Genomic DNA, 25240 nt, shown 5'->3' with positions numbered 1-25240 from the left:
CCTTAAAGAATAAACAGGCTTTCTGCTTTTGTTTTAACTTGCATCCCTGTCACTAATTCAACATGAACTTCGTCTTTGTTGACTTCAGTGATGGTTGCATTAACTAAGGCCTGTCCCAACTTTACTTTAACCTTATTATTTACCTTGACCTCATTTGCCGGAAGAGGTTCAACTTTACCTGAGCTACGACGTTGCTGTTGCTCTGGTTTAGCATTAACTTTAGCGTTTTTATTGCCGTGACGATGCTTGTTCTCACCGCGAGATTTGTAAGATTTTGTGTCACCATCGCGACGGCGCTCACCACGGCCATCTTGTCTTGGACGTTGAGGCTTCTTACGTTTAGCCATTTTAGCACGTGACTCTTCAAGTGCTTTTTGAGCATGCTCTACATGTTCCTGCTCAACTTTCTCGGCATCGTTGCCGTCCAGATCAACACGAAATTCGTTGTTAATCACGGCTTCTAGATAGCGCCACGAAGAAGTGTATTTGCGCAGCGCCTGACGGACCTGAGTCTTACTGACTTTTTCAGATCCTTCAATTCTAGCAGCGATATCTTTAAAGATACCGACTTTAAGCGGTTTAATACCGTCTTTTTGTTTAAAACACTGAGGAAACTCGGCATATAAAAAGTCGAGAACCTCTTTGATATCTTTTAGCTTGTTTGTGGTTTCCATGTCTAAACCTATAGTTCAATATTATCATCAAGAGATGACTGAATGTAATGTGTAACCCAGTCAATGAGTTCATCATACTCGGCTTCGACAAGTGCCAAATCGCCGCGCAGATGCTCCCATATTCCATTTATAATTAAATCAATTTTCTCGCAGGGCAGATCGTCAGGCAGTTGCTCCCAGGCTACGTGGATAAGCTCATTTAACGTCTCTGCAACACGTTCTTCTTCTCCTTCCCAATCTCCGACATCGAAGGTGGAAAACAGGTAATCCTGAACGTTAAGTAGTTCTTTCATTTACAGGGTACCTTCAAAGCATTTTACCAGTGCTTCCAGGCCCATTTTATCTTCATCGTCAAATCTTGCCAAACTCGGGCTATCAATATCCAAAACAGCAAACAGTTCACCGTTTCTCATCACAGGGATTACAATTTCAGAATTTGAAGCAGCGTCACAAGCAATATGACCATCAAAGCTATGTACGTCCTCAACAAGCTGAGTCGTTAACTCAGCCGCTGCTGTACCACACACGCCTTTTCCTAATGGGATACGAATACAGGCAGGGTTCCCCTGAAAAGGACCCAGTACGAGTTCATCGGTACCATCTAAGAGGTAGAAGCCCGCCCAATTAATGTCTTCCATTGAGGTAAATAATAAGGCGCTGAGGTTTGCCATATTGGCGATGTAGTTGTGCTCATCACCAATCAGGGCCTGAGCTTGTAGGCTGAGGGTATCGTAGAACTTTTTCTTCTGCATTGCGGTCATTCAACAAATTTACATAAGAAGTAAAGGTACTCTTTCGGGCAGCTAAATGAAACCTTTTAGACAGAAAAACTATTAAATTAGTGTAAAACACCACCGAGCTGTACAAAAAGCCATCAAGCCCTTTGCGCGTTGCGGCGTAAACTGAACAAAAACAACCCGCCGCCCAGTCCAGCCATCACCGCATTGATGATGAAAACCATGCCTGAACTTGCAACAAATAAGAAGCTGAACACGGCACCACCCAACATACCTGCTGTTAATACTGCTGAATAACTTACCTTGTTATAGCGTAGTAAAGCCATATAAGCCGGCAACACAAAAATCGCCATAGACAGACCGACGATGTGCGCATTAGCAACAGCTGTCATCAGTACTTGAAACAAAATTTTACTTTGACCACTTAGCAACGCATAGTAGCCACCCAGCACAATGCCAACGATAAGTGGTGACAACAACGAGTACCCCACGGCCTTAGCTACCTGCCTTTTTATCATCTCTTTCACCTTTATCAGTCTGCACAGAGATGTTCAGTGTTATCGTGAATCACCTGTATCACAAGTCAACTTTGGTCGTATAGAGCTATCCACCGGCTGCCAAAGCCCACAGCACCGAACACAGTAGCAACGCAAACAGCACACCAGGTGTCATCATAGACCGCAATATCGCCAACGCCAGGCTGACCAAGCGGATTTTACGCTGCACAACATGCTGGGGAAGCTGCCAGGATGTCTGCTTTAGCTCATCTTTAAGCAGCGATAAGCCTTGTGCCATGATGTCAGCACCGAGACGTACTAGGCTACCCGCTTCCTGGTAAGCCACATTAATATCGCCAGCAGGTAGCGCCCCCATACTGTTTATGAACGCACGCGTCGCCATATACAAACCAAAACCAAGTAACACTGGCCATAGGCCACCCCAAAAAACCGTCACAGTTAGCTGACCAGACCATGCGCCTTCCGATTGGGGTAACAAGTAACTGAGCACGAGGACCAGTATCAGCAAGGCACCAAATGCCCCTAACTGGAGTCTATCGGCTTGTCCAGCTGCTGTTTTTGGAGCCTTCTGTCCAACCAAGGCTAAAAAGCGCATCATCAGCCAGGTCGTGCCGATTGCAGTAATCGGTAAAACGGTTCCCATCAGGAGATCTTGTTCTACGACATCCTTCAAAGCGACCTTAGCGACCGCGCCACTGGTTAGTGGAAGCCCAGCCAGCGCAGCCGCCGGAATGAGTACTGCTAACCAACATAGCCAACGATACTTCTGCCATGCCAGGCTATTATTCATGCCGGCAAACAGGAACAGCGCCGCTTTTGCAAGGCCATGATGCACTGCGTATAACACTATGGCTGGCAACAGGAGTGCCCATACGTCGGGATACTTCAATCCCACACCAACTGCCGCAATCAGTATCCCCATCTGACTCATTGTCGAATACGCCAGTAAAGCTTTGGGGTTGTCCTGACTCACCCCAACCAGCACACCAAAAAATGCAGCAAATAAACCCAGTACAACAAGCAACGAGCCAAAAGTAGCGAACGCAACCTCACCAAATGGAATAAACTTCAACCATCCTAGCAAACCTGCCTTGACCATAACCCCACTTAATAGTGCGCTGGCAGCAACCGGGGCAACGGGGTGTGCCATAGGCAGCCAAACGTGCAGACCAAACAAGCCTGCCTTTACGCCAAATCCCGCCAGTAAAAACCCAATTGCCCAGGCGGGGTAAGCCTGCTCAGGATTGCTCGCAGAAGAAGGGTCAATTGAACCAAACGCTAAGCCCGCCAGTGCAGTAAACAGCAATAACTCTCCAAGCACCGCCCATTGCATGTATGACTTACCAGCCTGATGGGCCTCCTCAGTATCAAAGTGCACAACCAGACCGTACGAGGCCAGGCTCATAAGGGTGAAAAAGCTAATAAAGCCAGAGATATCCTCAGCCAAAATAAGCCCGAAGTTACCGCACATAGCTAACAGAAAAAACAAACAAAAGCGCACCTTGCGCTTGTCAGTTTTTGCAAAATTAACCGCGAAGACCGCCGCCAGCAGCCATAAACAACCAGCCAGTAAGAAAAAGGTTGAGGTAGTCTCATTCAATGTCATGATGCTGCCAAAAAACAGCCAGGGAGTGGCATTTGTGCCCTGTGCCGACATCATGTAGGCAACCAGCGCAACACCAGCTGACAAAGGCAAGAACCAATGTGCCGCCCTGTGCATCCGCTTGCGCACCAATAACAATGCGCAAAGTGCAGGTGCCCCAATGGCCAACCACATCCAGGGGATTTGTTGCGAACTTACTGTCAGGATCGACACAAATTCACTACCGTATTCCCGTGCAGCTATCAGTTTAACCCAATTAAGCGGGCTGAACTGGGCATCCGCGAAAAGGCCTGCGCTCAGTGCCAGTATCGACGTGACTATGGGTGGCAACATGAGCATCCAGTGTGTCTCAAATCGCCCACGCGGTTGCTCTTTTGGCCATGCTCCCTGCTGCGGTTTAAACCAGGCGGCATACAGAATAGGCAGAAAATAAATGGCGTTAAGCAGGCTACTGATAATAAGCACCCCAAGCACCCAATAAAAGCCAGCTTCCAGTGCACCAGTTCCAAGGTACCATTTTGAGATAAAGCCCGCTGCAGGTGGGATCCCTATCATTCCCAGCACCGCAAGACTAAAAGCGAGCATAGTCAGTGGCATACGCTTACCTGCACCGTTCATCTGACTGACTTTAGTCACGCCCAGCGTTTCGGCGATACTACCGGCACAGAAAAACATGGTGATTTTCATTAATCCCTGGTGAACCAGATGTGCAATACCGCCGATCGTCGCAATCGGCCCGGCAATCGCGGTGCCCAGGGCAATATATGAAACCTGACTAACGGTCGAATAAGCGAGTCTGCGTTTCAGATCATCCTGAAATACAGCTCGGGTAGAGCCATACACTATGGTGATCGAAGCCATCACAGCGAGTATGATAGTTAACCCCAGCTCCTGAGCAAACTCTACACCGTAAACATCATATACGACCCGTACTATACCGAATGCGCCCGCTTTAACAACCGCGACCGCATGCAACAACGCGCTGACTGGCGCAGGCGCAGCCATTGCAGCAGGCAACCAGCCATGTAAGGGCACCAATGCTGCTTTTACACCTAGCCCTAAGATGATCAGGGCGAATACGACTTTGAGATGGAGTGGATCGAGATGTGGCATGGAAGCCAGCAGACCGGTCGCGGTAAAATCCAGTGATCCAGCCAACGCTTTTAACCACACTACCCCGGCCAATAAGCTAGCACCGCCAAGCATAGTATAAATAAGATATTTACGCCCTGCTGCAAGCGATGCTTTGTTCCCTTTGTGTACCACCAACGGATAGGTTGTTAGCGTGAGTAATTCATAGAAAATCAGAAACGTTATTAGATTACCCGCAAGCGCAACGCCAATGGTCGCAAACACACACAAGCTAAAAAATCCAAAAAAGCGACTGCGGTTAGGTGATTGCTCGAGATATCCAATTGCATAAATCGTGGTCAGCAGCCATAAAAACCCAGATAAAGCGACAAATAATAAAGATAAAGCATCCGCATGAAGTACCAAATCCATGTTAGGCAATAATGGCAAACGCGTTTCAAACACCTGCCCCTGATAAACGCCAGAGATCATCACAAGTATCAATGCGACACAACTAAAAGCCCCCAGAAAGTTTAACGTTTTCCTCAGCTTTGGCTTGGTGTCACTGACAAAAAATATCGCAACACCAGATACCAGTGCGCTCAACAATATCAGTAAAGGCAGTGTGCTTTGCCACATCATTCGCCGCCTCCTATCGCAACCAAATCAATTATTAGATCTGCATTGAATCCTAGTGCCATGGTACAGAGTGCCAAAGCCAGACCACTAATCGGCATAGCAACGGGCACTTTCTGCCAATTGTCCGGGGTACTTTGTTCGCACGCCTGTTCAGGTTTAATAAATGCCAGGTCCAGCACTCTGAAAATAGCCAGTGCCGCCATCAGGCCCCCGGCCAGAATAATCAAAACCCACCACCATTGCTGAGTATCTATGGCGACATTCAATAACAACCATTTAGCGATAAACCCGGCACTGGGAGGCAAGCCAATCAAACTGCCCCCTGCTATTGCAAAAGTAAACAAGCTCAAAGGCATATATTTCGCCATGCCCTGTAACCTGGCAATGTCGTCATGACCCAGTGAATGGATGATATTGCCGGCGGCGATAAACATTGCAGCTTTCGCGCAGGCATGCGCGACAATAAAATATGATACTGCAGCGAGTGCACTTTGATGCTGTATAGCCAATTGCGATGCCGAAACCCCATCCGTACTCATCAAAAGCGGGAACAACAAAAATAGATAACCTATTTGTGCAACGGTCGAATACGCCACCATCAATTTAAGACGTTTTGCTCTGAGCGCTTGTACACACCCCCAGACAATAGCCATTCCCCCTAACACACCCAACAACATCAACGCATCATTGGTCACGGCAGGCGTAAGGATCTCCATCCAGAATCGTACCAACAAGTAAAACGACGCTTTAACAACCAGCGCTGATAATATCGCACTGATTGGTGCCGGCGCACAGCCATGAGCATGGGGCAACCAAAAGTGTAATGGAACCAGGGCTGTTTTTAGCACCAACCCGACTGTAATCAATGCAAGTGCAGCCCAGCTTAAAGGATTAGACTCAACCCGCTCTGCAAGCTGCGAAAAGTCCAGCGTGCCATAAGCATGATATAACAAAGCAACAGCCAGCAAGTAACAAAGTGATCCCAACAACCCCACTAACAGGTATCGCAATGCCGCGGTCAGGCCAGCCTTATTACCACTTAGCGCGACCAGCGCAACAGCTGCCAGCCCGATGATCTCAAGCGTGACATAAATATTAAAAATATCGGCAGATAAAAATAATGCGATGATCCCGGCCACCAGCAACCACCACAAAGGCCAAAAACGCTCGCGAGCAGGCGAGGCTGCAAAGTAAAAAGCTGAATACAAGGTCAGTACCGCGACCAAGAAAACCGTCAACGTGATGAGCAGTGCTGAAAACCCATCGAGGCTCAACGCAATACCCAAAGGTGCCGCCCAGCCAGCAAGCGAATATCTGACAGCGATTGTCTCCCCTGTGCCATTGAACGATAGCCCGCCTAAGATAAGCCCCATTACCAACAACAAGCTTGTTGCTGTCAGTAGTCCGGTTAGCACTTGAACATATTTCGTGCTCAGTAACACAGAGACAATGGCACCGGCCAGGGGAATAGCCACCAGCAAAGGGAGTAACGTGGACATATCAAATAAGGGCATCAGGCATCATCCTCCAGCTTTTCAAGAGCATTGATCCGGCATGCCAAAGACAAAGCTAGCGCCGTGCCTGCAACGGCCACCACTATCCCAGTCAAAACCATTGCATGAGGCACAAAGTCAGGCGATGCGCCGGATGAGGCATTAGCGATAAACACCATAAAAACCCCCACACCACAAATGTTGATCGCCAGGATTTTTTTAACGACATGCGCAATCGCTAACACGCCAAACAAACCAATGCCGAACAAAATAATACCAAATACACTATAGGCCAGCGCTTGTGTCATGGACGATCCCCCTTTACCGAGCCGTCTTTTGCTGAGGCGCAACATGAAGTGCGCAGAACAGCAAAACCAAAATAGCGGCTATGGTTAACGTCGCCGCCACTTCAATTATCAGAATCAAAGTGCCAGCCCAGGCAATCGGATAGGCCAGTGCCGTGCCAGTCGATACCATTACAGCAGCACCAACCAATAAAAATACCGCCAAGCCGACCACTAACAACACACGCGCTATCTGTGCATTAAAGTTAAAGCTGTGATGCCCGGCCAGTAATAATAAAATGCCAGCACCTGCCAGAAGTGCCCCTGCCTGAAACGCTCCGCCAGGCAAAGCAGCCCCAGTCCAGAGTAAATACCCGGAAGTAACTACGATTGCAGGCAACAACCAGCGCAAAAATGCTTCTAACACCAAGCTGCGCTGTGCAGGTTTTGATACCGTAACAAAGACTTGGTTACTTTGTTTTTCACTTGCTGGCATCACCGCCAGAGCGACAATCAACAACACAGCGACTTCAAGTAAGGTGTCATAACTGCGAAAGTTAAGTAACACCGCCGTAACCGGGTTCTGAACGCCGCTTTGCTCCAGGTTAGAGGCGACCAAAGCAACAAGCGGCTGCTCTGCCACCGGAGCGTCAATCAGCGCAAAGACAAGAAACAGGCAAACTAAACCAACCACTAACCCAACAACAAACAAAACGCCGCCAGATAGTCCTGCTTGCTGCTCCGCGTTACGTGCCAGCGTAATGTCATTAAACATAGCTCCCCCTGTGATTATTCAAATCCATGCTATTGACTGAGCTGTCTGCGTGTTGCTATGAGTAAAGCACCAGTCAACCCAGCGCCGATCGCCGCCTCTGCGATTGCGACATCCCACGCGCCCAATCGTACCCAGGCTAAAGTAACCAACAAGCCCATACTGATAAACAGCAAAATGGCCTGGAATAAGTCTTTCGCAGTGAGACACAGTACTGCTGTCACCACGGCGCCACAGCCCAATAGAAGATCAATAATCAGCTCACCACTTGTCATTTGTTTTCTCCTGTTTGGTGCTCATCCACGTTTGGCTGCTCCAGTTGCTGAGACTGCGTTTGGCTGGCTAGCAGATAGCAAGACACCGCGCCGGCCAACATCACGGCAACCCAGATCACCAGCAACTGAATGGCATCGGCAATCTCTGCAACCTGAGGGATCACGCCCAGTACAACAAACCCCAACCCTAAATTATCGGCCTTGGTCAGCGCATGCAGCTTTGATAACTCGTCAGGGAAGCGCCACAGACCAACGCACCCGGCAACAAAGAAAAATACACCCAGTGCCACCATCAACGCGCTATACCAGTCAATCAAGGTCATGATTTGGTATCCCCCATTTTTACCAAAATGATAGTCGCAGTCGGCGCCAGCAAAGCCAAAACCAACGCAACATTAAACAAAGCACTTTGCTGGTAGACAACGGCCAGCAGAGCCAAAATGGCCACTCCCACCGTGCCAAACAGCTGCAAAGAAAGTATCCGAGTCAGTTTAGAAGGCCCCAGCCAGAGCCGCCAAAGCCCACCTAATAGAACCAGGGTTAGAACGGTCACCATCCAGTTTAAATACTCACTCATTTTTGCTCCTTCATAACTGGCACAGCTTGTTTATCTATTTCTAAATCAAACAAGTAGGCGATTTTTTGCTCACAGTCAACCACATCCTTATAATTGCCCTCGGTGACCTCTAACATGTGCACTAACAAAGAGTCTCCTCTGAGCTGTGCACTCAATGTGCCTGGCAGTAAGCTGATAAGGTGAATAAACCACAGCTGTGCATGACCCGGTGGCAAACGCAGTGGATACAGTACAGTACCCGGTTGCATGGATACGCGACGTGCAAATGCCAGGCGCGCGGTTTGTATTCCTCCTTTCAAGGAGTTAAGTAGAAAATACGGCAACAAACGCAGCAGGCGAACATAATGGAACTGCCCTGTTACAACTTTGCCATTGCTCCTTGCAGTATTGCGTGACGTATCATTAAAAAGACGCATGCTCATCCAGACAGACACAGGGACAACGACAATACCTATTACCCAAGAGGACCATGCCCCTTTAGTGAGTAATAACCACAGTCCGCTGAAGATCAATGCCCGGATAAGCAAGGTCCGTTTGTCTGAATTGTAAGAATGCGTCTTTGAGTTCATACCGATTCACTCACTCTGTTAGTGTTTGGATCCGAGGTCGCCTGTGCATCTTTGCTTTTGCTACGCAAATGCTTCTCAACCCCAACAATCAGAGAGATGAACCAGCCACAGGCGATAACTCGTAGCCAGGCTTCCAGTGAGATAGGCGCACTCTGGAACCAGTCATTCATCAGAGGTTGATAGGTAAACAATAACTGTAGTGCCATCATGAGTGCGATACCTATCCAGATCCAACGGTTTGAGAACAACCCGACCGAAAATACCGAGCGATCCAGAGAGCGACAGTTAAACAGATAAAATGCTTCGCCCACCACAAACATAGCGACTGCAACTGTTCTCGCTTGTGCTTCCGTTGCCCCCCACATCAGCTCTAGCTCATATAAACCAAATGCTGTGATACAGAGCAATGAAGACACCAACAAAATTCGCCACATTAATATTCTATCTATAATGGGGGCATTCGGATCATAAGGCGGACGCTCCATAATGCCTTTTTCGCGAGGCTCAAAAGCCAGCATCAGACCAAGTAAGATGGCTGTCGTCATGTTAACCCACAAGATATGTACCGGTAATAAGGGTAATGAAACGCCCAACAGCACTGCCAGCAGGATCACTAATCCTTCACCACCATTGGTGGGAAGCGTCCAGACAATAAATTTCTTGAGGTTGTCGAATACACCGCGACCTTCCTCAACTGCCGCCCGCACGGTAGCAAAGTTGTCATCAGTCAGCATCATATCGGATGCATCCCTTGCCACTTCCGTGCCGTTTAATGCCATAGCAACGCCGATATCAGCTCGTCTGAGCGCCGGGGCATCATTAACTCCATCGCCCGTCATCGCCACGACATGACCTTCAGCTTGTAGCGATTTCACCAGCTGTAGCTTGTTTTCCGGGCTAACCCGGGCAAACACATCATTATTGCTGGCGATGTCACTAAACTCATGCTCAGACAAATCACCTAACTGATAGCCAGTGACGGTTTTACCCGCACTTTGTGGCTGTATAATGCCTAGTTGTTTGGCGATACTGGTGGCAGTTAACGCATGATCGCCAGTGATCATCTTGACCCGGATCCCGGCTCGGTGACAGGCGGCGACGGCCTCTATGGCCTCAGGGCGAGGCGGGTCAATCATCGCTTGTAACCCGAGAAAAACCAGACCCTGCGCAACATTTTCGTGGCTCAGAGAGGTTTGTGCATCAAGTAATGTTTTACTGGCAAATGCCAGAACACGTAAACCTTTTGCAGCCAGTCGTTCAGCTTCCTGCTCAATGGCGTCCAAATCAAGCCCAATTTCCTCGCCCAGGTCATTTAACATAAACTGGCATTTGGGCAAGATACTCTCAATGGAGCCTTTCATGTGGATCATTTGGACACTGTCAACTTCGTCCAGTGTCGCCATATACTGATATTCAGATTGAAATGGAATGCAGTCGATGCGTTTTGCGTTGAGACTGCCTGGTGACATACTCGCCTTATGAGCTGACACCAATAATGCCGCCTCCGTTGGGTCGCCGCTGATCCGCCACTGCGAATTGTCCTGGTCCGGCGCCATTAACTGTGCATCATTACACAACGCGCCGGCTCTGAGTGTGGCAGATAAGGCAGGCTCATTTTTCGGCTCGGTGACAAGCGGTTGCGCATCACTACTCCCAATAACGCCCTCCGGATCATAGCCATTCCCAGATACGCTATACAGCTTTCCACCGCTGTAAATGCGCTCCACCGTCATTTCATTTTTAGTCAAGGTTCCAGTCTTATCGGAGCAGATGATCGTGGTGCTCCCCAGCGTTTCAACCGCTGGCAAATTACGGATAACGGCTTTACGTTTAGCCATGCGTGAGACGCCAATGGCCAGCATAATAGTCACTGCCGCAGGTAGCCCTTCCGGAATTGCGCCTACAGCCAGAGCAACTGCCGCCATAAATGATTCTAGCAATGGCTGACCATGCAAGTAGCCTATCAGTAAAGTAATGGCCGCGAGACCAACGATTGCGTACAGCAATACATGACTGAATTGTTTGATGCGCTTGGTTAGTGGCGTATCCAGTGTTGGCGTGGTAGCAATCAGCTCGGAGATTTTACCAATTTCAGTGTTGTCACCTGTTTCTGTCACGACACCAACCCCCGTGCCGTATACAACCAAAGTCGAAGAAAACGCCATATTTTGCCTGTCTCCCAGCAAGGCTTCTTTGGCAAGCACCTCAAGGTTCTTTTCAACAGGGACTGACTCCCCAGTCAGCGCCGACTCATCAACCTGTAAGTCTCTAACCTTGATCAGACGCATGTCCGCAGTCACTTTATCGCCAGCTTGCAGCAGGACGATGTCGCCGGGCACGAGTTGTTGGGCAGGAATGGTCATTTTCACCCCATCCCGGATCACGGTAGCGGCAGATTTGATACTTCCAGACAAAGCATTGATAGCATTGATTGCTTTGGATTCCTGCACGAAGCCGATAATGGCGTTGAGCAGTACTACTGCAAAAATAACGATGGCATCAACCCACTCCTGGAGCGCCAGCGTAACCACCACTGCCGAGAGCAGGATATAGACCAAAGGCTGATGAAACTGCAAGACAAACCGTTTGATTGGTCCGTCTCCATCATGTTTAGTAATGGCATTAAGCCCAAACTCGGCCTGTTGCCTGTCGACCTGTTGCAAAGATAACCCATGCTCCGGGTCGGCCTCGAACTGCTTGAGTACTTCTTCTGAGTGTTGACTGTGCCAGTCTTTCAGATCTTGCATAAAACACCTCGGGAACTAGTTGTACTAAATCCATACTAGGATGTCGCAATGCTATGTAAAACTCGAATTATTAGCTTTAAAATATCGAAAAAAGCGAACTTTTAGTTGAGCAAGCAGCTGATCTTCTGGCTCTTTGAAAACGTACACTAGACGAATAAAGAGGATTTAGCCGAATTCAAAATTGCAGCGATCGCCGGATGTCGGATCTTGCGTTCCGCTGATATTGCATAGAATTTTTGCTTAACTTGAGTCAGTTCACCCATCGGGCGCACATGAAAGGAGTCACATACATCGTCAGCTATCGTGCTGGGCATAAAAAAGATCCCCAAACCAGACTGACCAAACGACTTCATTAGTGCACTGTCATCAAACTGCGCTACGATCTTAGGGTGAATATTCTGGTCACTCAGCCAAAAATCAAACTCTTTGCGAATTTCATGTTGTTGTGTTGGCAACAATAAAGGCGCGCTGTTAAGCGATGCTGGAAAGTTCTTCTCATATTGCCGGGCTAATGCCGGTGCCGCCAAAAAAGTAATACCGCTTTCCCCCAATAAATGGTTATAGGCTTTGACACTAAACGCCCCTGTCACGGGCACATCACTTAGCACCAAATCAACTTTATGAACGGCTAGATCGGCAAGCATGCTGTCTACCGGCCCTTCCAGGCTGGTCAGTCTAATTTCCTGCTCTATATGCATAGCTGGTTTGATAATTTTGTGTACTATGGTTTTGGGTAATACACTCGACGCCCCAACAATGAACTCGGCGGGCCCCACCGCATTGTTGCCCTTCAGAACGTCACTCAGCTCGTTGCCAAGTTCAAATATTTCATCTGCGTATCGTAGTACGACTCTGCCCGTATCGGTTAACCGCAGGCCTCGCCCCTCTTTTTGCAAGAGCTCGTTGCCAACCCGCTCTTCCAGTAAGGACAACTGACCACTGATGGTTTGTGGGGTTATGTTCAGCTTTGCGCTGGCCTTAGCGATGCTACCTTCATGCGCCACCGCCCAGAAGTATTTTAAGTGTTTGTAGTTAATAACATCCTGCATAGTGCGTTCTCCAACTCGATAACACTTCGAATAATCCGAACTGTAGTATATAGAACAAACGATTTCATTTAATTCTTTTCGATTGATACGGTAGCAGGGGTAAAACGATCATGTGAAGGCGACATTCGGACGTGTACCGAATTTATTTACAACAATACTAACCAACGAGAGCAAAATATGTGGGTAGATGTGTTTTCATCCCATAGTGACACGACAGAGGCCGAAGATAATTACGTAGATGCGCAGGTAAGGCTGATGCTTGGCCGCTATGCAGGTCAAATAGACAAAGTTGAAGTGTTCCTTTTAGCGGATGAAAACCAGACGCAAACCCAGCCACAATTTCAATGTACTATACGCGTTGGCTTGAAGGGCTATCAGGCTGTGGAGGCAAACGAAGTGGCAAGCAAAGCGTCTGATGCAATCAATGCCTGCACACACCGGGCAAAACGCTATGTAAAAAGGGCATTGCGGCTCTCTGGTTAAGACATGCTTTGGGTGATGCTAAGAAAAAAGGCCACAAATGATAAACTTGCGGCCTTAATATGGCGGAGAGATAGGGATTTGAACCCTAGATACGCTATTAACGTATGCCGGTTTTCAAGACCGGTGCTTTCAACCACTCAGCCATCTCTCCAAATCAGATTGTCGCGATTCACCTGTGAACTATCAGAGGCAAACTTGCGTAAAATTAGGTGGCGGAGAGATAGGGATTTGAACCCTAGATACGCTATTAACGTATGCCGGTTTTCAAGACCGGTGCTTTCAACCACTCAGCCATCTCTCCGCAGCGGGGCGAATATTAGAGAATCCCGGCCCCCTTGTGAAGCTTTTTTTTCGCTTTTTTGTTTAATTGGTTAAAATTCACTTCATTTGTACAAACATCGGACTCATTGGGAGGTTTTATGGTCAAAAATCGGGAGTTAGAGAACTTTTAACATAGTTTTAGGGTCTACTAAACCAGAAAGGTTTGCCGAGCGATTTAACTCTTGGTAATCTTGGCCTAGAATAATTTTCGGAACATAATGTTTCTAATAAGGAGCTGAAAATGGCGTTCAATCATTCGTACACTGGCCAAAAAGTGGCTATGTCGACGGTCGAAACTAACAAGGTGCTTAAAAACACCTACTTCCTACTGGCAATGACACTGGCATTTAGTGCGATTACTGCTGCCATCTCTATGACTATGGCACTACCGCGCTTCACCGGTCTTGTCTGTTCTTTAATTGCATTCGGTCTACTGTTCGTGATCCAGAAAAAAGCGAACTCGAGCTCAGCGATTGGTCTGGTTTTCCTATTCACTGGCCTCATGGGCTTTGGTCTGGGCCCTCTGCTTAACCACTATGCAGCAATGCCAAATGGCAGTTTACTGATTGCTCAGGCACTGGGTTCAACTGCTTTAGTATTTTTTGGCCTGTCTGCATACGCACTAACAACAAAGAAAGACTTCTCCTTCATGGGCGGTTTCCTTGTTGTAGGTATGCTGGTAGTAATTGTTTCTAGCCTGGTTAACCTGTTCATCGGCAGCTCAATCGCCTTTATCGCGATTAACGCCGCTGTTGTATTACTGATGTCTGGTTTCATCTTGTATGACACAAGCCGCATCGTAAACGGTGGTGAAACAAACTACATCCTGGCAACAGTAAGTCTGTACCTAAGCATCTACAACCTGTTCACGTCTATCCTGGCCCTACTTGGTTCAAGTGATGACTAATACGCTCAGTTTGCTAAAATAAGCCCCATTCGGGGCTTTTTTTATGAGTAACTTTTGAGTCAATACGTACTTTCCCTTCACAGCAACGTCAGCGATCATGATGCGTTACAACAACTGGTGCGGTTTGCTAATGCTTTACAGGCACAAGATCACCAGATCGACTGTATCTTCCTTTACCAACAGGCCGTTTTGTTTGCCAGCCAACATTTTCGCCTTGCCAGTGATGAACTTCAGCCAACTCACCTATGGCAATCGCTGAATGATGCGGGCATTGCACTCAAACTGTGTGTCACAGCTGCAGAAAAATATGGCCTAGATACCTCGCACTGTGGCCCATTTGAAGTTGCCGGATTGGCAGAGTTTGCCATGCTGGCAACCAAAGCAGATAAATGGGTGCAGTTCAAATGAGCGAAAACATTCTCGTGATCAATCACACTGCTCCCTTTGATGGCGCTAATATCCGGGAAGGGTTAGATATGGCATTGATTTTTGCCGCACTGGATCAAAATGTGTCCTGGCTATTCAAAGGCCCAGCGGTACTTGCGCTAAAGGCAGGCAATAATGCGTCTCATCTGGGTATGAAAAATTACTTTAAGCAGCTAAAAACACTAGAAATTTATGACGTTGAACAAATCTACGTGTGTGCCGAGGCTATGAGCCAGTTTGACTTGACTACTGACGACTTAAACATTGATGCGCAACTCCTGACCCTGGATGCACAGCAAGCACTCCTTCAGCAGCAAGACAAGGTAGTAAGTTTATGAGCCTCCCCACATTACATATTTTTTCCAAGCCAGTGAGCTACTACAAAGCAACATTCAATGCCTCCTTGCTCGGTGAGCAAGACGTATTACTGCTCACTCGAGATGCCTGTTATGATCAACTTGCATGGCGAGCATTAAGTGCAAATCATACCTGTATGCTCAGTGTCTGTGCACAGGCCCGAGGTATCAGCGCACTGGATAACATCGAACCGCTCGACGACCAGCAGTGGATCACGCTGGTTGAGCAATGTCATAAAACAATTACGTGGTAACTATGCTCGTTTTTCAAGATAAACAGATCGAAACAGACAAAGAAGGCTATCTGCTGAATCATCAGGACTGGCAGAAAGAACTGGCACCGCTGCTGGCGGAGCAAGAGAATATAACACTGACGGATGCCCACTGGGAAGTTGTCAACTTTGTTCGCGACTTTTATGAAGAATATAACACCAGCCCGGCTATTCGCATGTTGGTTAAGGCCATTGGTCAGAAGTTAGGGGAAGACAAAGGCAAGAGTATTTATTTATACAAACTTTTCCCTAAAGGCCCGGCAAAGCAAGCAACTAAAATAGCCGGTTTACCAAAACCGGCTAAGTGTATCTAGTAGAACATACAGCAGGTTATTGCTGTGAAGCCTTCCACAGGGTACTGATTTCATCAAGCGTGGCAGGATCGTCAATAGTTGACGGTACTGTCATCGCTTCGCCATCCACCAGCTGACGTAAATTCTTGCGCAGTATCTTACCAGAACGTGTTTTAGGTAAACGTTCTACAACCAGGATTTGTTTCAGGCACGCTATTGCACCAATTCTGCGGCGTATAGACTGCACCAGTTCTTCACGCAATTGCGCCTGAGTAAGCTGACTACCATCTTTGAGTACCACCATGGCCACCGGCACCTGTCCCTTTAGCTCATCTTTGGCCGCAAATACAGCGCACTCAGCAACAGCGTCATGTGCTGCAACCACTTCCTCCATCTCCCCGGTTGATAAACGATGGCCTGCAACATTAATCACATCATCCGTGCGCCCCATAATAAATACGTACCCTTCTTCATCCAGATACCCACCATCTCCTGAGAGATAATAACCGGGAAATTCCGACAGATACCCCTGTTTAAAGCGAGTGCTATTTTGCCAGATACTGCTCAGGCAACCTGGTGGCAGCGGTGTTTTGAGTGCAATGAGCCCCTGCTCATAGGCCGCACAAGGTTCACCATTCGCATCCAGGACAGTCAATTGATAACCCGGCGTAGGCACGGATGCACTACCCGCTTTGGTCGGCAAAGGTGATAAACCCATGGGGTTGGCGGCAATTGGCCAGCCAGTTTCAGTTTGCCACCAATGGTCAATAACAGGAAGCCTTGTCACCGACTGCAACCAGTCATAGGTAGCGGCGTCCAAACGCTCACCAGCGAGAAATAAGGTTTGCAATGAACGGGTATTGTATTGAGCGAACAACTTACCTTCCGGGTCTTCTTTTTTAATGGCACGAAAAGCAGTCGGTGCACTGAACAACGCATTTACCTGATACTCCTCAACAACCCGCCAAAATGCGCCTGCGTCCGGGGTTCTGACTGGCTTTCCTTCATACAATAAAGTAGTACAGCCAAACAGCAGTGGCGCGTAAACGATGTAAGAATGGCCAACAACCCAGCCAATATCTGACGCGGCCCAGAATACCTGGCCGGGTTTCATACCATACACAGTTTCCATACTATAGTGTAATGCTACAGCATGCCCCCCTTGCTCACGCACGACCCCTTTTGGCACACCCGTTGTACCTGAGGTGTATAAAATATAGAGCGGATGAGTAGCAGGTAATGGCACAGCATCAACCTGAGTTGCGGCAGCGACCAGTTCACACCAGTCGATATCCCGAGGAGTCAGCATCGATGCGCGATATTGAGGACGCTGCCATACAAGCGTATGCTCAACTTCATGCGTTGCCAACACTAAAGCTTCATCCAGCATTGGCTTGTATTCAATAACTCGGCCTACCTCAACACCACAAGACGCACTCAGCACCAGCTTGGGCTTTGCATCGTCAATACGCACAGCCAGCTCTTTAGGCGCAAAGCCACCAAATACGACTGAATGAATAGCCCCGAGTCGCGCACATGCCAGCATGGCTATTACCGCTTGCGGGATCATCGGCATATAGATGACCACTCGATCCCCGGCAACAACACCAAGTTCACTCAGCGCGCCTGCAAAATAACTAACGCTCTCCAGCAACTCCGCATAGGTGTAACACTCTTTTTGCTCTGTCACCGGAGAATCATAAATGAGTGCAACTTGTTCAGCTCTTCCCTCATTTATCTGTTGATCCAGGGCCAAATAGCAGGTGTTGAGTTGACCATCCTCAAACCAGTGACTCAATGACTCATGGTCATAACTTACGCCTTTTTTGGGTGTGGTATGCCAGTTGAGGCGACCGGCCTTATGTAACCAGAATGCTTCAGGATCTTGCTCAAATTGCTCATACGCCTGTTGATAGGCCTGATATGCTGTTGTTGTCATAATGATTTCCTATTGGGCCGGGTAAAGGTAGCTTGATATTTCGCCAATTAGCTAACACCCGGTTAACGACGAGTACGCTATTAAACATAGAATTACTGAAATAAAGACAACACTAGACATTGGTCGATGACGGGAGAGAGTTTGATCCATCGCAAGCCTACGATGAATAAGAGGATTACGGACCCTCTGCTGAGGGTCCGATAACACTGTATTTATTCATCAATGGGCCAGGTGTAAGGTACTGTTGGTACAGATAACCCCCGGTCGGTGATGGATTCCGCTACTGTTTTACTCGGATCAGTGGGTGCCCATAAATCCTGACTGAACACCAGTGAGGCATCTTCCAGAGCGATATCACCCAATACGCCACTGGCATCTATATCGAATACGAAGCTACCAGTGCCGTCATAGCTACACGACGCTGTAGGCGCGTATTCAATATTTGCTTTACTACCAGTCCCGTCATAGGTCGCTGTTGCACTATCGTACTCAAAGAACTGTCGCTGCGAGAATGCCTGCATACTGTGATCATTACCAGGACCCGCCCAGTTACAGATGAAACCTTGAATAAGCCCATCAGTGTCTTCAATTTTCGACCCATAACCAAAATGCGCTTCGCCATTGTCGAGACTCGGGGAATTAAACCCGATATTGAAAATTCGACTGTGGCTGTCGTTCACGCCGGCCTGCCAAACATAGGCATATTGTCCTGCCAATGTTGTAAGGTCAAAATTAGCGCCAAATATTGAAAAGTTCTCACTCCATCCATCAGGATTATCGACACTGTGATACTTGTTATTCACATCTACCTGGCTGTCACTATTGAACATGCCGCTATTACTGTGACCACACAAGGTGGCAACCCTGGCTTGCAGGGACATATTATCTCCAGAACGCTCATAAGCCAGTGACCCCGTTCTGGTGCGTTCATTTTGACTACAATTACCGCCAGGAAATTCTATGCCGCTGACGCCCTGCTCACCTTCCACCTGGTAAGTAAGATGACCAGAATAATTCAACAGATCTACTCCGGGCGTATGTGCCATAGATAACGAAATGTCATAATCTGACCCACTGACTGTATATGTCAGAGAAATTGTATATAGCCACTCACTCCCCGAGCGGGTGATAGCAGCAGCGGAGAAAGTCACACCTGCAACACCTTTAGCATTCATTTCGCCGGACACATCAATACTACTGCCATCTGTGGGCAAACTCATACCTGAATCCAGTGCTGCTGAAACCATGCTGGCCAAGGTCATCAGGCTCATTCTGGACTGATCTCTGATCCCACTTAACAATGCATTAGTTTGCGCAACAGCACAGGCATTACCATTACTGTCGCTCTCTGACCACAACCCTAAATCACCACCAGGTAAGGTGCCAGAGGCAGAGGCCGGATCAGTCGCATCTGGATGACCTGTGTAGGCCACCTGAGGCCCAAAACAATCCGCATTCGTACTGTTGCGATAAAATGACTGAACCCTAAATACGTCCAACAAAGGAACTGTGCCATTGAGTATCCGCCCGATCCGCTGCGTAGACCACAAATATGTGGGTACGGACGGGCCGTACTCTACCGCTGGCCGATTGCCAAAGCCACGCTCAACTTCTTCGCTGCTATCACTAAAAGGAGAAGAGGCCATGACGTCAGTGGGAAAATAGATGCCGCGCGATTCATCGGGTTCACTCGAGTCATCACTATCATCCGTGCCGTTATCACCCGGATCTGAATCCTCACTGCCAGAGTCATCATTATCAGAGTTATCAGTGCTGTTGTCCGTGTCGTCATTGGCTGAATCATCATTAGCAGGAGCCTGCTGTTGCTGCTCCTGAGCATTTGTGTTGCTCTGCTCATCGTTATCTGATGAAGAACAGCCCGCTAATAAAGCCAGTAAAATATATGGAATAGGTGTTTTCATAGTTGCATACCTTGTTGTCTAACCCGCTTTAAAGGTAAGCCAAAAAGACCAGCAGCTCAAAAATACACCACCCTGAAGTGTGAAAATATGTTGAGCACTTTATCGCTAAAGCTTTGATGTTTCTACTTTTACACAAACCTGGTAAAAGCATGCATTCTCATTTAGATTACATAAATAAGACTAGTGTAGTGATTACATTACACTTTATTGCCTTTTCCAAAACAAAAAATGGTGATCGCTAAATAACAAAAGCCGAACAACTTATTACATTTAAAATAGCTCAAAACCCGAAATAAAAGCACAACAACCAGAGCCCCCTCAGATAGCCTGATGACATTCAGACTGCTGAATTGCGATATGCATCAACTCCAGAAGCTCCGCCATTGGTACGTTGACCTTGTCATATTCTTTTTCTTTAAGTAACACGTCTATCTTAGATGCGGTTTGATAAATGTCATGGCAGTCGAACATTGCTGACGTGCCTTTCAGCGCATGTATGGAGCGTGACAACCCTTCAAAGTCATGGTATTTGAGCTGGTTTTGTAACTGCACCAGCTGCTCATGCAGACCAGCTATATACTGTGCTTTTAATATTGAAAACTCTTCATCGGGTAAAGCCAGGTCTTCTTCAACGGTAATATTCAGGTAGTGGCTTACTTTTCTGGCGAACTCTGCTCTGTCTATTGGCTTAGCAAGATGATCTGTAAAGCCAAGTTTCAGATAGCGCTCTACCTCATGACTCATAGTGTTTGCCGTTAAAGCAATGACTGGAGCCGTGCTGCCCGTAGCCTGAATGAAGTTAAATGCCTGCTCACCATCCATCACGGGCATTTGAATATCCATCAGGATCAAGTCAAACTCTCCGTCCAATACTGCTTGCACAGCTAGCTGCCCATTCTCAACCGCTGTCACATTAAGCCCCATTCGCTCCAGAATACGCGTTATTAAACGACAATTATCAACGTGATCTTCAGCCAACAGTACTTCACCTTTTAATGATTCAGATTCATAACCCTCTGGCTCTGCACCAGGTTCCTGAGTTTGATGAATTTCCGAAAAGGTGTTGAGCCATTTAGTGCGTTGCGTAGTGTATAAGCCCACAGACAAAGTAAAAGCGGTGCCCGAACCAACTTCACTTTCAACTTCAATGTCTCCGTCGAGTTTCTGAGCCAGACTTTTTGAGATATTTAGCCCAAGGCCGGTACCACCATATTTTCTGGTCGTAGACGAGTCAGCTTGATGAAACGCGTTAAATAGCTCCTTCTGTTCTGCCGTCGTCATCCCGATCCCGGTATCCTGCACTTTGATTGATAAGGTCTCCTGCGTGCAATTAACATCAATGGAAATTTTACCAACCGAAGTAAACTTAAGCGCATTAGAGGTCAGATTGAGCAGTATTTGTCGCAAGCGTGTCGGGTCAATCACAATGTAATCAGGCAAAGGGAAATGGTAATTCAGTTCGAACTCCAACCCTTTATCTCTGATCTGCTTACCCAGCAAAGACTCAACATGAGCAATCGACTGAAACAGATTCGCTTCTATGAGCTCTACTTCCAGCCGATTTGCTTCGATTTTAGACATATCAAGAATATCGTTAATCAGGCCAAGAACATGACGGGAATTTTGCAAAATCACCGAAATAGCATGATTACGCTCATGCGGCTTGATATCACCGAGCATAATGCCATCGGCATAGCCAATTATCGACGTCATAGGAGTGCGAATTTCATGACTCATGTTTGCCAGGAATCGACTTTTAGCTTCGCTGGCATCCCGTAATTCAGAAGCCAGTTGCTCTAATTCATAAGTCCGCTTAAGCACCTTAGCTTCAAGGTTTTTATTCAGCTCAATGTTTTGCTCGTTGGTCAGGCGATATTTGTCGGCAACGGCAAAAGCCAGCAGTAAGGCATCTAGTGCAGTGCCAATCAGGCCGATTAAATATAAATTAACCGCAATAGGAGGCAATAATCCAAGGTTAGTCACATTGCCGACCATGTTAGGAATGGCCATGCACACATAGGCCAGAACAAAATAACGCGCAGGCTTGAAGCCTTCCATCAAGCGCAACACGCCCACGTATAGCCCCATACACAATGCTGATCCCGTGGCCAGGGTCGCCCAGAGAAAACCAAAACCCGGGAACAAGATACAAAAGGGTGTACCGATCGCACCGATTGCACCTACCCAGAGCGAGGCTGTAGACAAAGATGGATGCGTCTCTTTCAGCTTGAGGAGTTGATTGTAAAAAAGCACATTGGTAATCGGCGTCAGCGCAAAACCCAGCCAGTGTAAATGGGCAGAATAAAAACCAAAAAGCTGATCGGAAATATGAAAGAAGTGACTCCAGGCAAACACCCAGGTTGCAGCAAACATGGCATAGTATAAGTGAGTCATATCTTTAGAGCCGATATAAATCAGCAGGTTATACAAGCCAAGTACAATACCCACGCTAAAGCAAAGTGACATGAGTAAATTATCAATTGTCACCTGTCGTTCAAACTCTTTGACCGGAATAAGCTCTAGTTTGATTGGTGTGTAAAAGTAGTCACTCTCAAATAAGGTAACAACAAAATACCGTTGGTTAGGTAAAAGGTGGATTTTATTACCGTAGTGAAAGGGATACTCATTGGCATGCATACCACCAGTAAAAAACCGTTCCACACCAGACTGTGAGTAAATACGCGTCTCGACATTAGACAGCACAGTATTATATGGATAAAGCACCAGGTCCTGGTACTTAGAGTGATTTTCTATTTCTGTAACCAGCCAGTATCGACCAGAGAACAGCGCACGTTTAGTCTGCTCCGGCTGTATGCTTGCCCACTGTTCTACTTGAGCAAAGTTATCCGGAAACCGCGCACCATTTTGAGCCGACAGCACCATTCCTTTGTCATGTAAATTTTGCCCTCGCTGCGTGCCGTCAAAGACATACACGCTCGCGTTTGCAAAAAAAGTAAACAGGCACAGCAATGCCGCGCATAATAGTCTTACACTACCCATTTGAGACCTAAACTATAGCAGCTCAGGGTCAATGCCTGGCTAAAACCGATACGAAATATCCACCCCAAGGCGTCTCCCCTCTCCTTTAAAGTCTTCCAACATGCCAAGAAAAGCACTTAAATCAAACTTTAAGTGACTGTATTCTTTATCAAACAAGTTCTTTCCCCATACACCAAAGCGCCAGTCACCTCGTTCATAGTGCACGCTCCCACGCCATAGAGTATACCCTGACTGCATTGCGTAAGCATTTTGGTTTTGATCGAAGTAGTACTCGGATTGATAATCAAACCCAATTGTTGAAACCAGCTCTCCTTGCAAAAATGACATGGCGTGAGTAACATCGCCATTGATGTTCCACTCTGGGGTAAACGGTAACCGATTGTCTGTCAATACATTGCCCACCGGATCAATGAACTCGTCGAAGTTTGCCTCTGGCACATAGCCAGCTGCACTTCTAAACTTAAGGGCATCGTTCAGCTTGTATTGAATAGCCAACTCAGCACCGTATATTGTCGAGCTACCGACGTTTTCAAGCAACTGAAGCGGGGGTGCGCCAGGGACAGTAGAAGCTTGGTTCATAAATACTTGTTGGTCGCTGTAATCGTAAAAGAACACAGCACCATTGACCGATAAATTATCCGCATTGTTATATTTCGCCCCGATTTCGTGTGCATAGAGTTCCTCAGGGCCATAATCGGCTAACTTTGCCTGCTCTTCAGTTGCAAGCAACCCGCCATTATATCCACCGCTTTTGGTACCGTTGGCAAAACTATAGTAGAACATGAGAGGATCAGAGTATTGATAATTCCAGGCTAAGCGCCCAGACAAGCCATCATCTTTCACTTCACCATTCACACGATAGTAAGGAATGGTCACTCCATCTAGCTGCGTAATATCTGCAACAGTGTTTAGCCGGGAAACTGAATCATACTCAACGGTTTCATCGCTGTAACGAAGTCCGACAGTAATACGATGTGCGTCGTTAAGCTGCCACTCATACTGCGCAAACGCGGCTACAGACTTTACGATAATTTCATTGTCATAAAAGAATGTATTAGTTAGATCGGTGCTTAACAAGCCACGATAATCTCGCAGAATATCATTGAAATTGTCCTGATAGATACGTTCTTCTATGTGAAATAAGCCAAGTGTAAGATGATCTCTGTCATTGGTTTGACTGTATCGCAATTCGTTTGAAAGCATCTCATTTTTCAGGCCTAGTTCTCCTTCACATAGCCTCGCGGGGCTGCCATCGCAGTTAAATGCGTGGCGCCTGTCCAGGCGATTAAAACCATTTATGTAGGTCAGCTGCTGACTGTCCGAGATTTGCCAATCACCTTGTACCGTCCAGCCTTTATAAATAGACAAATGTGGTGAGTCATTATTTACGCTGACAGCCCAATAATCATCGCTGCCATCATTGAAGCCAAACATGTCAAAGCACCCAGGACCACCAGCTTCTGCCGGTGAACATCGCACCCCATTAGTTGGGTCTTTAAAGATACCAATATTGCCCACTGGCTGCACAATCCCATCCCAGTGGCCATATTCAAGCTTCGCATAAAGTGTAAATTCGTCCCATTCAGCTAAGTAGCTGAGCCTGGCATCTTGCTGCTTGAGACCAGCTTCTGGAGATGCGTCAAACAAGTTATAGCTTGTGTATTCGTAATCAGTATGATTAAAAGAGAATCGTAACGCGCTTAACTCGTTAACTTTTGCATTGTATGCCCCTTGCACCCGACGCCATTCATCGGTGCCAGCACCCGCCTTAATAAAGCCATAGTTACCATCATCCGGGCGCTTAGTTCTGACAAGCAATGCACCGCCAGTACTGTTACGTCCAAACAAAGTGCCTTGTGGACCTTTCAGTACTTCAATTTGCTCAACATCGAACAAGTTGGCGATCTGATTGTTGGCAGAGCCAACCGGTCTGCCATCAATATACATTGCGACCGGCGACGTATTTGCGGTGTTATAGTCTATTAACCCTACGCCGCGAATGTTTAGTGCCGGTGGTGTGCCCTCGGCAGCATTTTGACTGATTTTAAAGTTGGCAACATAGCCGCCCACTTCACTGATGTCTTTAATCCCCTGACTGGTGATATTATCGCCTTTCAGGGTTGCTATTGAAATGCTCACTTCCTCTAGCGTTTGCTTACGTTTTTGCGCATAAACTTCGATGACTTCGATACTATCATTGTTTGCAAAAACACTAACGGGAGAGAAAAAAACTGTAATTATTGAAATTGATATCGCTGAGAGTTTAAACATATCCGTGCTCTTTTTCTGCTTCACGCTTGTGCTTGTTTGAGT

24 protein-coding genes and 2 tRNA genes are annotated in these 25240 nt (G+C 47.2%); 6 read left to right on the top strand and 20 right to left on the bottom strand.

The features are described 5' to 3' along the window. Positions 1-2 precede the first annotated feature (2 nt). From proQ to nhaR, 14 genes are all read right to left on the bottom strand, one after another. Positions 3-674, bottom strand: coding sequence for an RNA chaperone ProQ (gene proQ, locus CWC22_RS09050; RefSeq protein ID WP_010386041.1), 672 nt, complete (start codon positions 672-674; stop codon positions 3-5). A gap of 8 nt (positions 675-682) precedes the next feature. Beyond that, positions 683-967: a hypothetical protein gene (locus tag CWC22_RS09045; RefSeq protein ID WP_125559269.1), complete on the bottom strand. Its 285-nt coding sequence runs from the start codon at positions 965-967 to the stop codon at positions 683-685. Continuing rightward, a complete protein-coding gene (locus CWC22_RS09040) occupies positions 968-1426 on the bottom strand; it encodes a GAF domain-containing protein (RefSeq protein WP_040644932.1) in 459 nt (152 codons plus the stop codon). It abuts the gene before it with no gap. Positions 1427-1548: 122 nt separating this feature from the next. Continuing rightward, positions 1549-1926 (bottom strand): hypothetical protein, encoded by a 378-nt coding sequence (locus CWC22_RS09035; RefSeq protein WP_125559774.1) that lies wholly within the window; start codon positions 1924-1926, stop codon positions 1549-1551. An 88-nt stretch (positions 1927-2014) separates the two neighbouring features. Beyond that, the gene (locus CWC22_RS09030; RefSeq protein WP_138536646.1) at positions 2015-5245 is read right to left on the bottom strand and encodes a complex I subunit 5 family protein; all 3231 of its coding nucleotides are present in this window, start codon (positions 5243-5245) and stop codon (positions 2015-2017) included. Further along, positions 5242-6756 (bottom strand): complex I subunit 5 family protein, encoded by a 1515-nt coding sequence (locus tag CWC22_RS09025; RefSeq protein ID WP_138536644.1) that lies wholly within the window; start codon positions 6754-6756, stop codon positions 5242-5244. Before CWC22_RS09025 ends, CWC22_RS09030 begins: the two co-directional genes overlap by 4 nt. After that, on the bottom strand, positions 6756-7043 hold the full coding sequence (locus tag CWC22_RS09020; RefSeq protein WP_138536642.1) for an NADH-quinone oxidoreductase subunit K: 288 nt from the start codon (positions 7041-7043) through the stop codon (positions 6756-6758). Before CWC22_RS09020 ends, CWC22_RS09025 begins: the two co-directional genes overlap by 1 nt. Positions 7044-7056: 13 nt before the next feature. After that, positions 7057-7794, bottom strand: coding sequence for a hydrogen gas-evolving membrane-bound hydrogenase subunit E (gene mbhE, locus CWC22_RS09015; RefSeq protein ID WP_138536640.1), 738 nt, complete (start codon positions 7792-7794; stop codon positions 7057-7059). A 29-nt stretch (positions 7795-7823) separates the two neighbouring features. Continuing rightward, positions 7824-8066: a DUF4040 domain-containing protein gene (locus CWC22_RS09010; protein ID WP_125559258.1), complete on the bottom strand. Its 243-nt coding sequence runs from the start codon at positions 8064-8066 to the stop codon at positions 7824-7826. Continuing rightward, positions 8063-8389, bottom strand: a complete 327-nt coding sequence (locus CWC22_RS09005) for a monovalent cation/H(+) antiporter subunit G (protein WP_138536638.1) — start codon at positions 8387-8389, stop codon at positions 8063-8065. Before CWC22_RS09005 ends, CWC22_RS09010 begins: the two co-directional genes overlap by 4 nt. Next, entirely contained in the window at positions 8386-8643 is a 258-nt protein-coding gene (locus tag CWC22_RS09000; protein WP_138536636.1) for a monovalent cation/H+ antiporter complex subunit F, read from the bottom strand. Before CWC22_RS09000 ends, CWC22_RS09005 begins: the two co-directional genes overlap by 4 nt. Further along, positions 8640-9212 (bottom strand): Na+/H+ antiporter subunit E, encoded by a 573-nt coding sequence (locus tag CWC22_RS08995; protein WP_138536634.1) that lies wholly within the window; start codon positions 9210-9212, stop codon positions 8640-8642. The genes CWC22_RS09000 and CWC22_RS08995 overlap by 4 nt, the downstream gene beginning before the upstream one ends. Continuing rightward, a complete protein-coding gene (locus CWC22_RS08990) occupies positions 9209-11959 on the bottom strand; it encodes a cation-transporting P-type ATPase (RefSeq protein WP_138536632.1) in 2751 nt (916 codons plus the stop codon). Before CWC22_RS08990 ends, CWC22_RS08995 begins: the two co-directional genes overlap by 4 nt. Positions 11960-12105: 146 nt before the next feature. Beyond that, positions 12106-13008 carry a transcriptional activator NhaR gene (nhaR, locus tag CWC22_RS08985; protein WP_138536630.1) on the bottom strand — a complete coding sequence of 301 codons (903 nt, stop codon included), beginning with the start codon at positions 13006-13008 and terminating at the stop codon, positions 12106-12108. Positions 13009-13185: 177 nt separating this feature from the next. Between nhaR and CWC22_RS08980 the strand changes: the two genes are divergently transcribed. After that, positions 13186-13491 (top strand): HPF/RaiA family ribosome-associated protein, encoded by a 306-nt coding sequence (locus CWC22_RS08980; RefSeq protein ID WP_138536628.1) that lies wholly within the window; start codon positions 13186-13188, stop codon positions 13489-13491. A gap of 60 nt (positions 13492-13551) precedes the next feature. Here CWC22_RS08980 and CWC22_RS08975 read toward each other — a convergent pair. Both CWC22_RS08975 and CWC22_RS08970 read right to left on the bottom strand, forming a co-directional pair. Beyond that, positions 13552-13642: transfer RNA gene (locus tag CWC22_RS08975), tRNA-Ser, on the bottom strand. 59 nt (positions 13643-13701) lie between these two features. Next, a tRNA-Ser gene (locus CWC22_RS08970) sits at positions 13702-13792 on the bottom strand. A 261-nt stretch (positions 13793-14053) separates the two neighbouring features. Here CWC22_RS08970 and CWC22_RS08965 point away from each other — a divergent pair. The 5 genes from CWC22_RS08965 to CWC22_RS08945 are packed head-to-tail and all read left to right on the top strand — an operon-like array spanning position 14054 to position 16087. After that, positions 14054-14719, top strand: a complete 666-nt coding sequence (locus tag CWC22_RS08965; protein ID WP_125559246.1) for a Bax inhibitor-1/YccA family protein — start codon at positions 14054-14056, stop codon at positions 14717-14719. 54 nt (positions 14720-14773) lie between these two features. Next, positions 14774-15127 (top strand): DsrE family protein, encoded by a 354-nt coding sequence (locus CWC22_RS08960; protein WP_125559244.1) that lies wholly within the window; start codon positions 14774-14776, stop codon positions 15125-15127. Then, positions 15124-15483, top strand: a complete 360-nt coding sequence (gene tusC, locus CWC22_RS08955; protein ID WP_138536626.1) for a sulfurtransferase complex subunit TusC — start codon at positions 15124-15126, stop codon at positions 15481-15483. Before CWC22_RS08960 ends, tusC begins: the two co-directional genes overlap by 4 nt. Further along, a complete protein-coding gene (locus CWC22_RS08950; protein ID WP_138536624.1) occupies positions 15480-15755 on the top strand; it encodes a hypothetical protein in 276 nt (91 codons plus the stop codon). The genes tusC and CWC22_RS08950 overlap by 4 nt, the downstream gene beginning before the upstream one ends. 2 nt (positions 15756-15757) lie before the next feature. Continuing rightward, positions 15758-16087, top strand: a complete 330-nt coding sequence (locus CWC22_RS08945; RefSeq protein WP_125559238.1) for a TusE/DsrC/DsvC family sulfur relay protein — start codon at positions 15758-15760, stop codon at positions 16085-16087. 16 nt (positions 16088-16103) lie between these two features. On the opposite strand, the gene CWC22_RS08940 is transcribed toward CWC22_RS08945, so the two are convergent. From CWC22_RS08940 to CWC22_RS08925, 4 genes are all read right to left on the bottom strand, one after another. Then, the gene (locus CWC22_RS08940; protein WP_138536622.1) at positions 16104-18005 is read right to left on the bottom strand and encodes a propionyl-CoA synthetase; all 1902 of its coding nucleotides are present in this window, start codon (positions 18003-18005) and stop codon (positions 16104-16106) included. A 212-nt stretch (positions 18006-18217) separates the two neighbouring features. Then, positions 18218-19927 (bottom strand): hypothetical protein, encoded by a 1710-nt coding sequence (locus CWC22_RS08935; protein ID WP_138536620.1) that lies wholly within the window; start codon positions 19925-19927, stop codon positions 18218-18220. 318 nt (positions 19928-20245) lie between these two features. Next, positions 20246-22927, bottom strand: a complete 2682-nt coding sequence (locus CWC22_RS08930; protein WP_138536618.1) for an ATP-binding protein — start codon at positions 22925-22927, stop codon at positions 20246-20248. Positions 22928-22966: 39 nt separating this feature from the next. Continuing rightward, positions 22967-25198 (bottom strand): TonB-dependent receptor, encoded by a 2232-nt coding sequence (locus tag CWC22_RS08925; protein WP_138536616.1) that lies wholly within the window; start codon positions 25196-25198, stop codon positions 22967-22969. Between the last annotated feature and the right edge of the window lie 42 nt (positions 25199-25240).

This window comes from Pseudoalteromonas rubra, from assembly GCF_005886805.2.
In the GTDB taxonomy this organism is placed as follows: domain Bacteria; phylum Pseudomonadota; class Gammaproteobacteria; order Enterobacterales; family Alteromonadaceae; genus Pseudoalteromonas; species Pseudoalteromonas rubra_D.
This window is presented reverse-complemented; position numbering and strand designations above follow the sequence as displayed.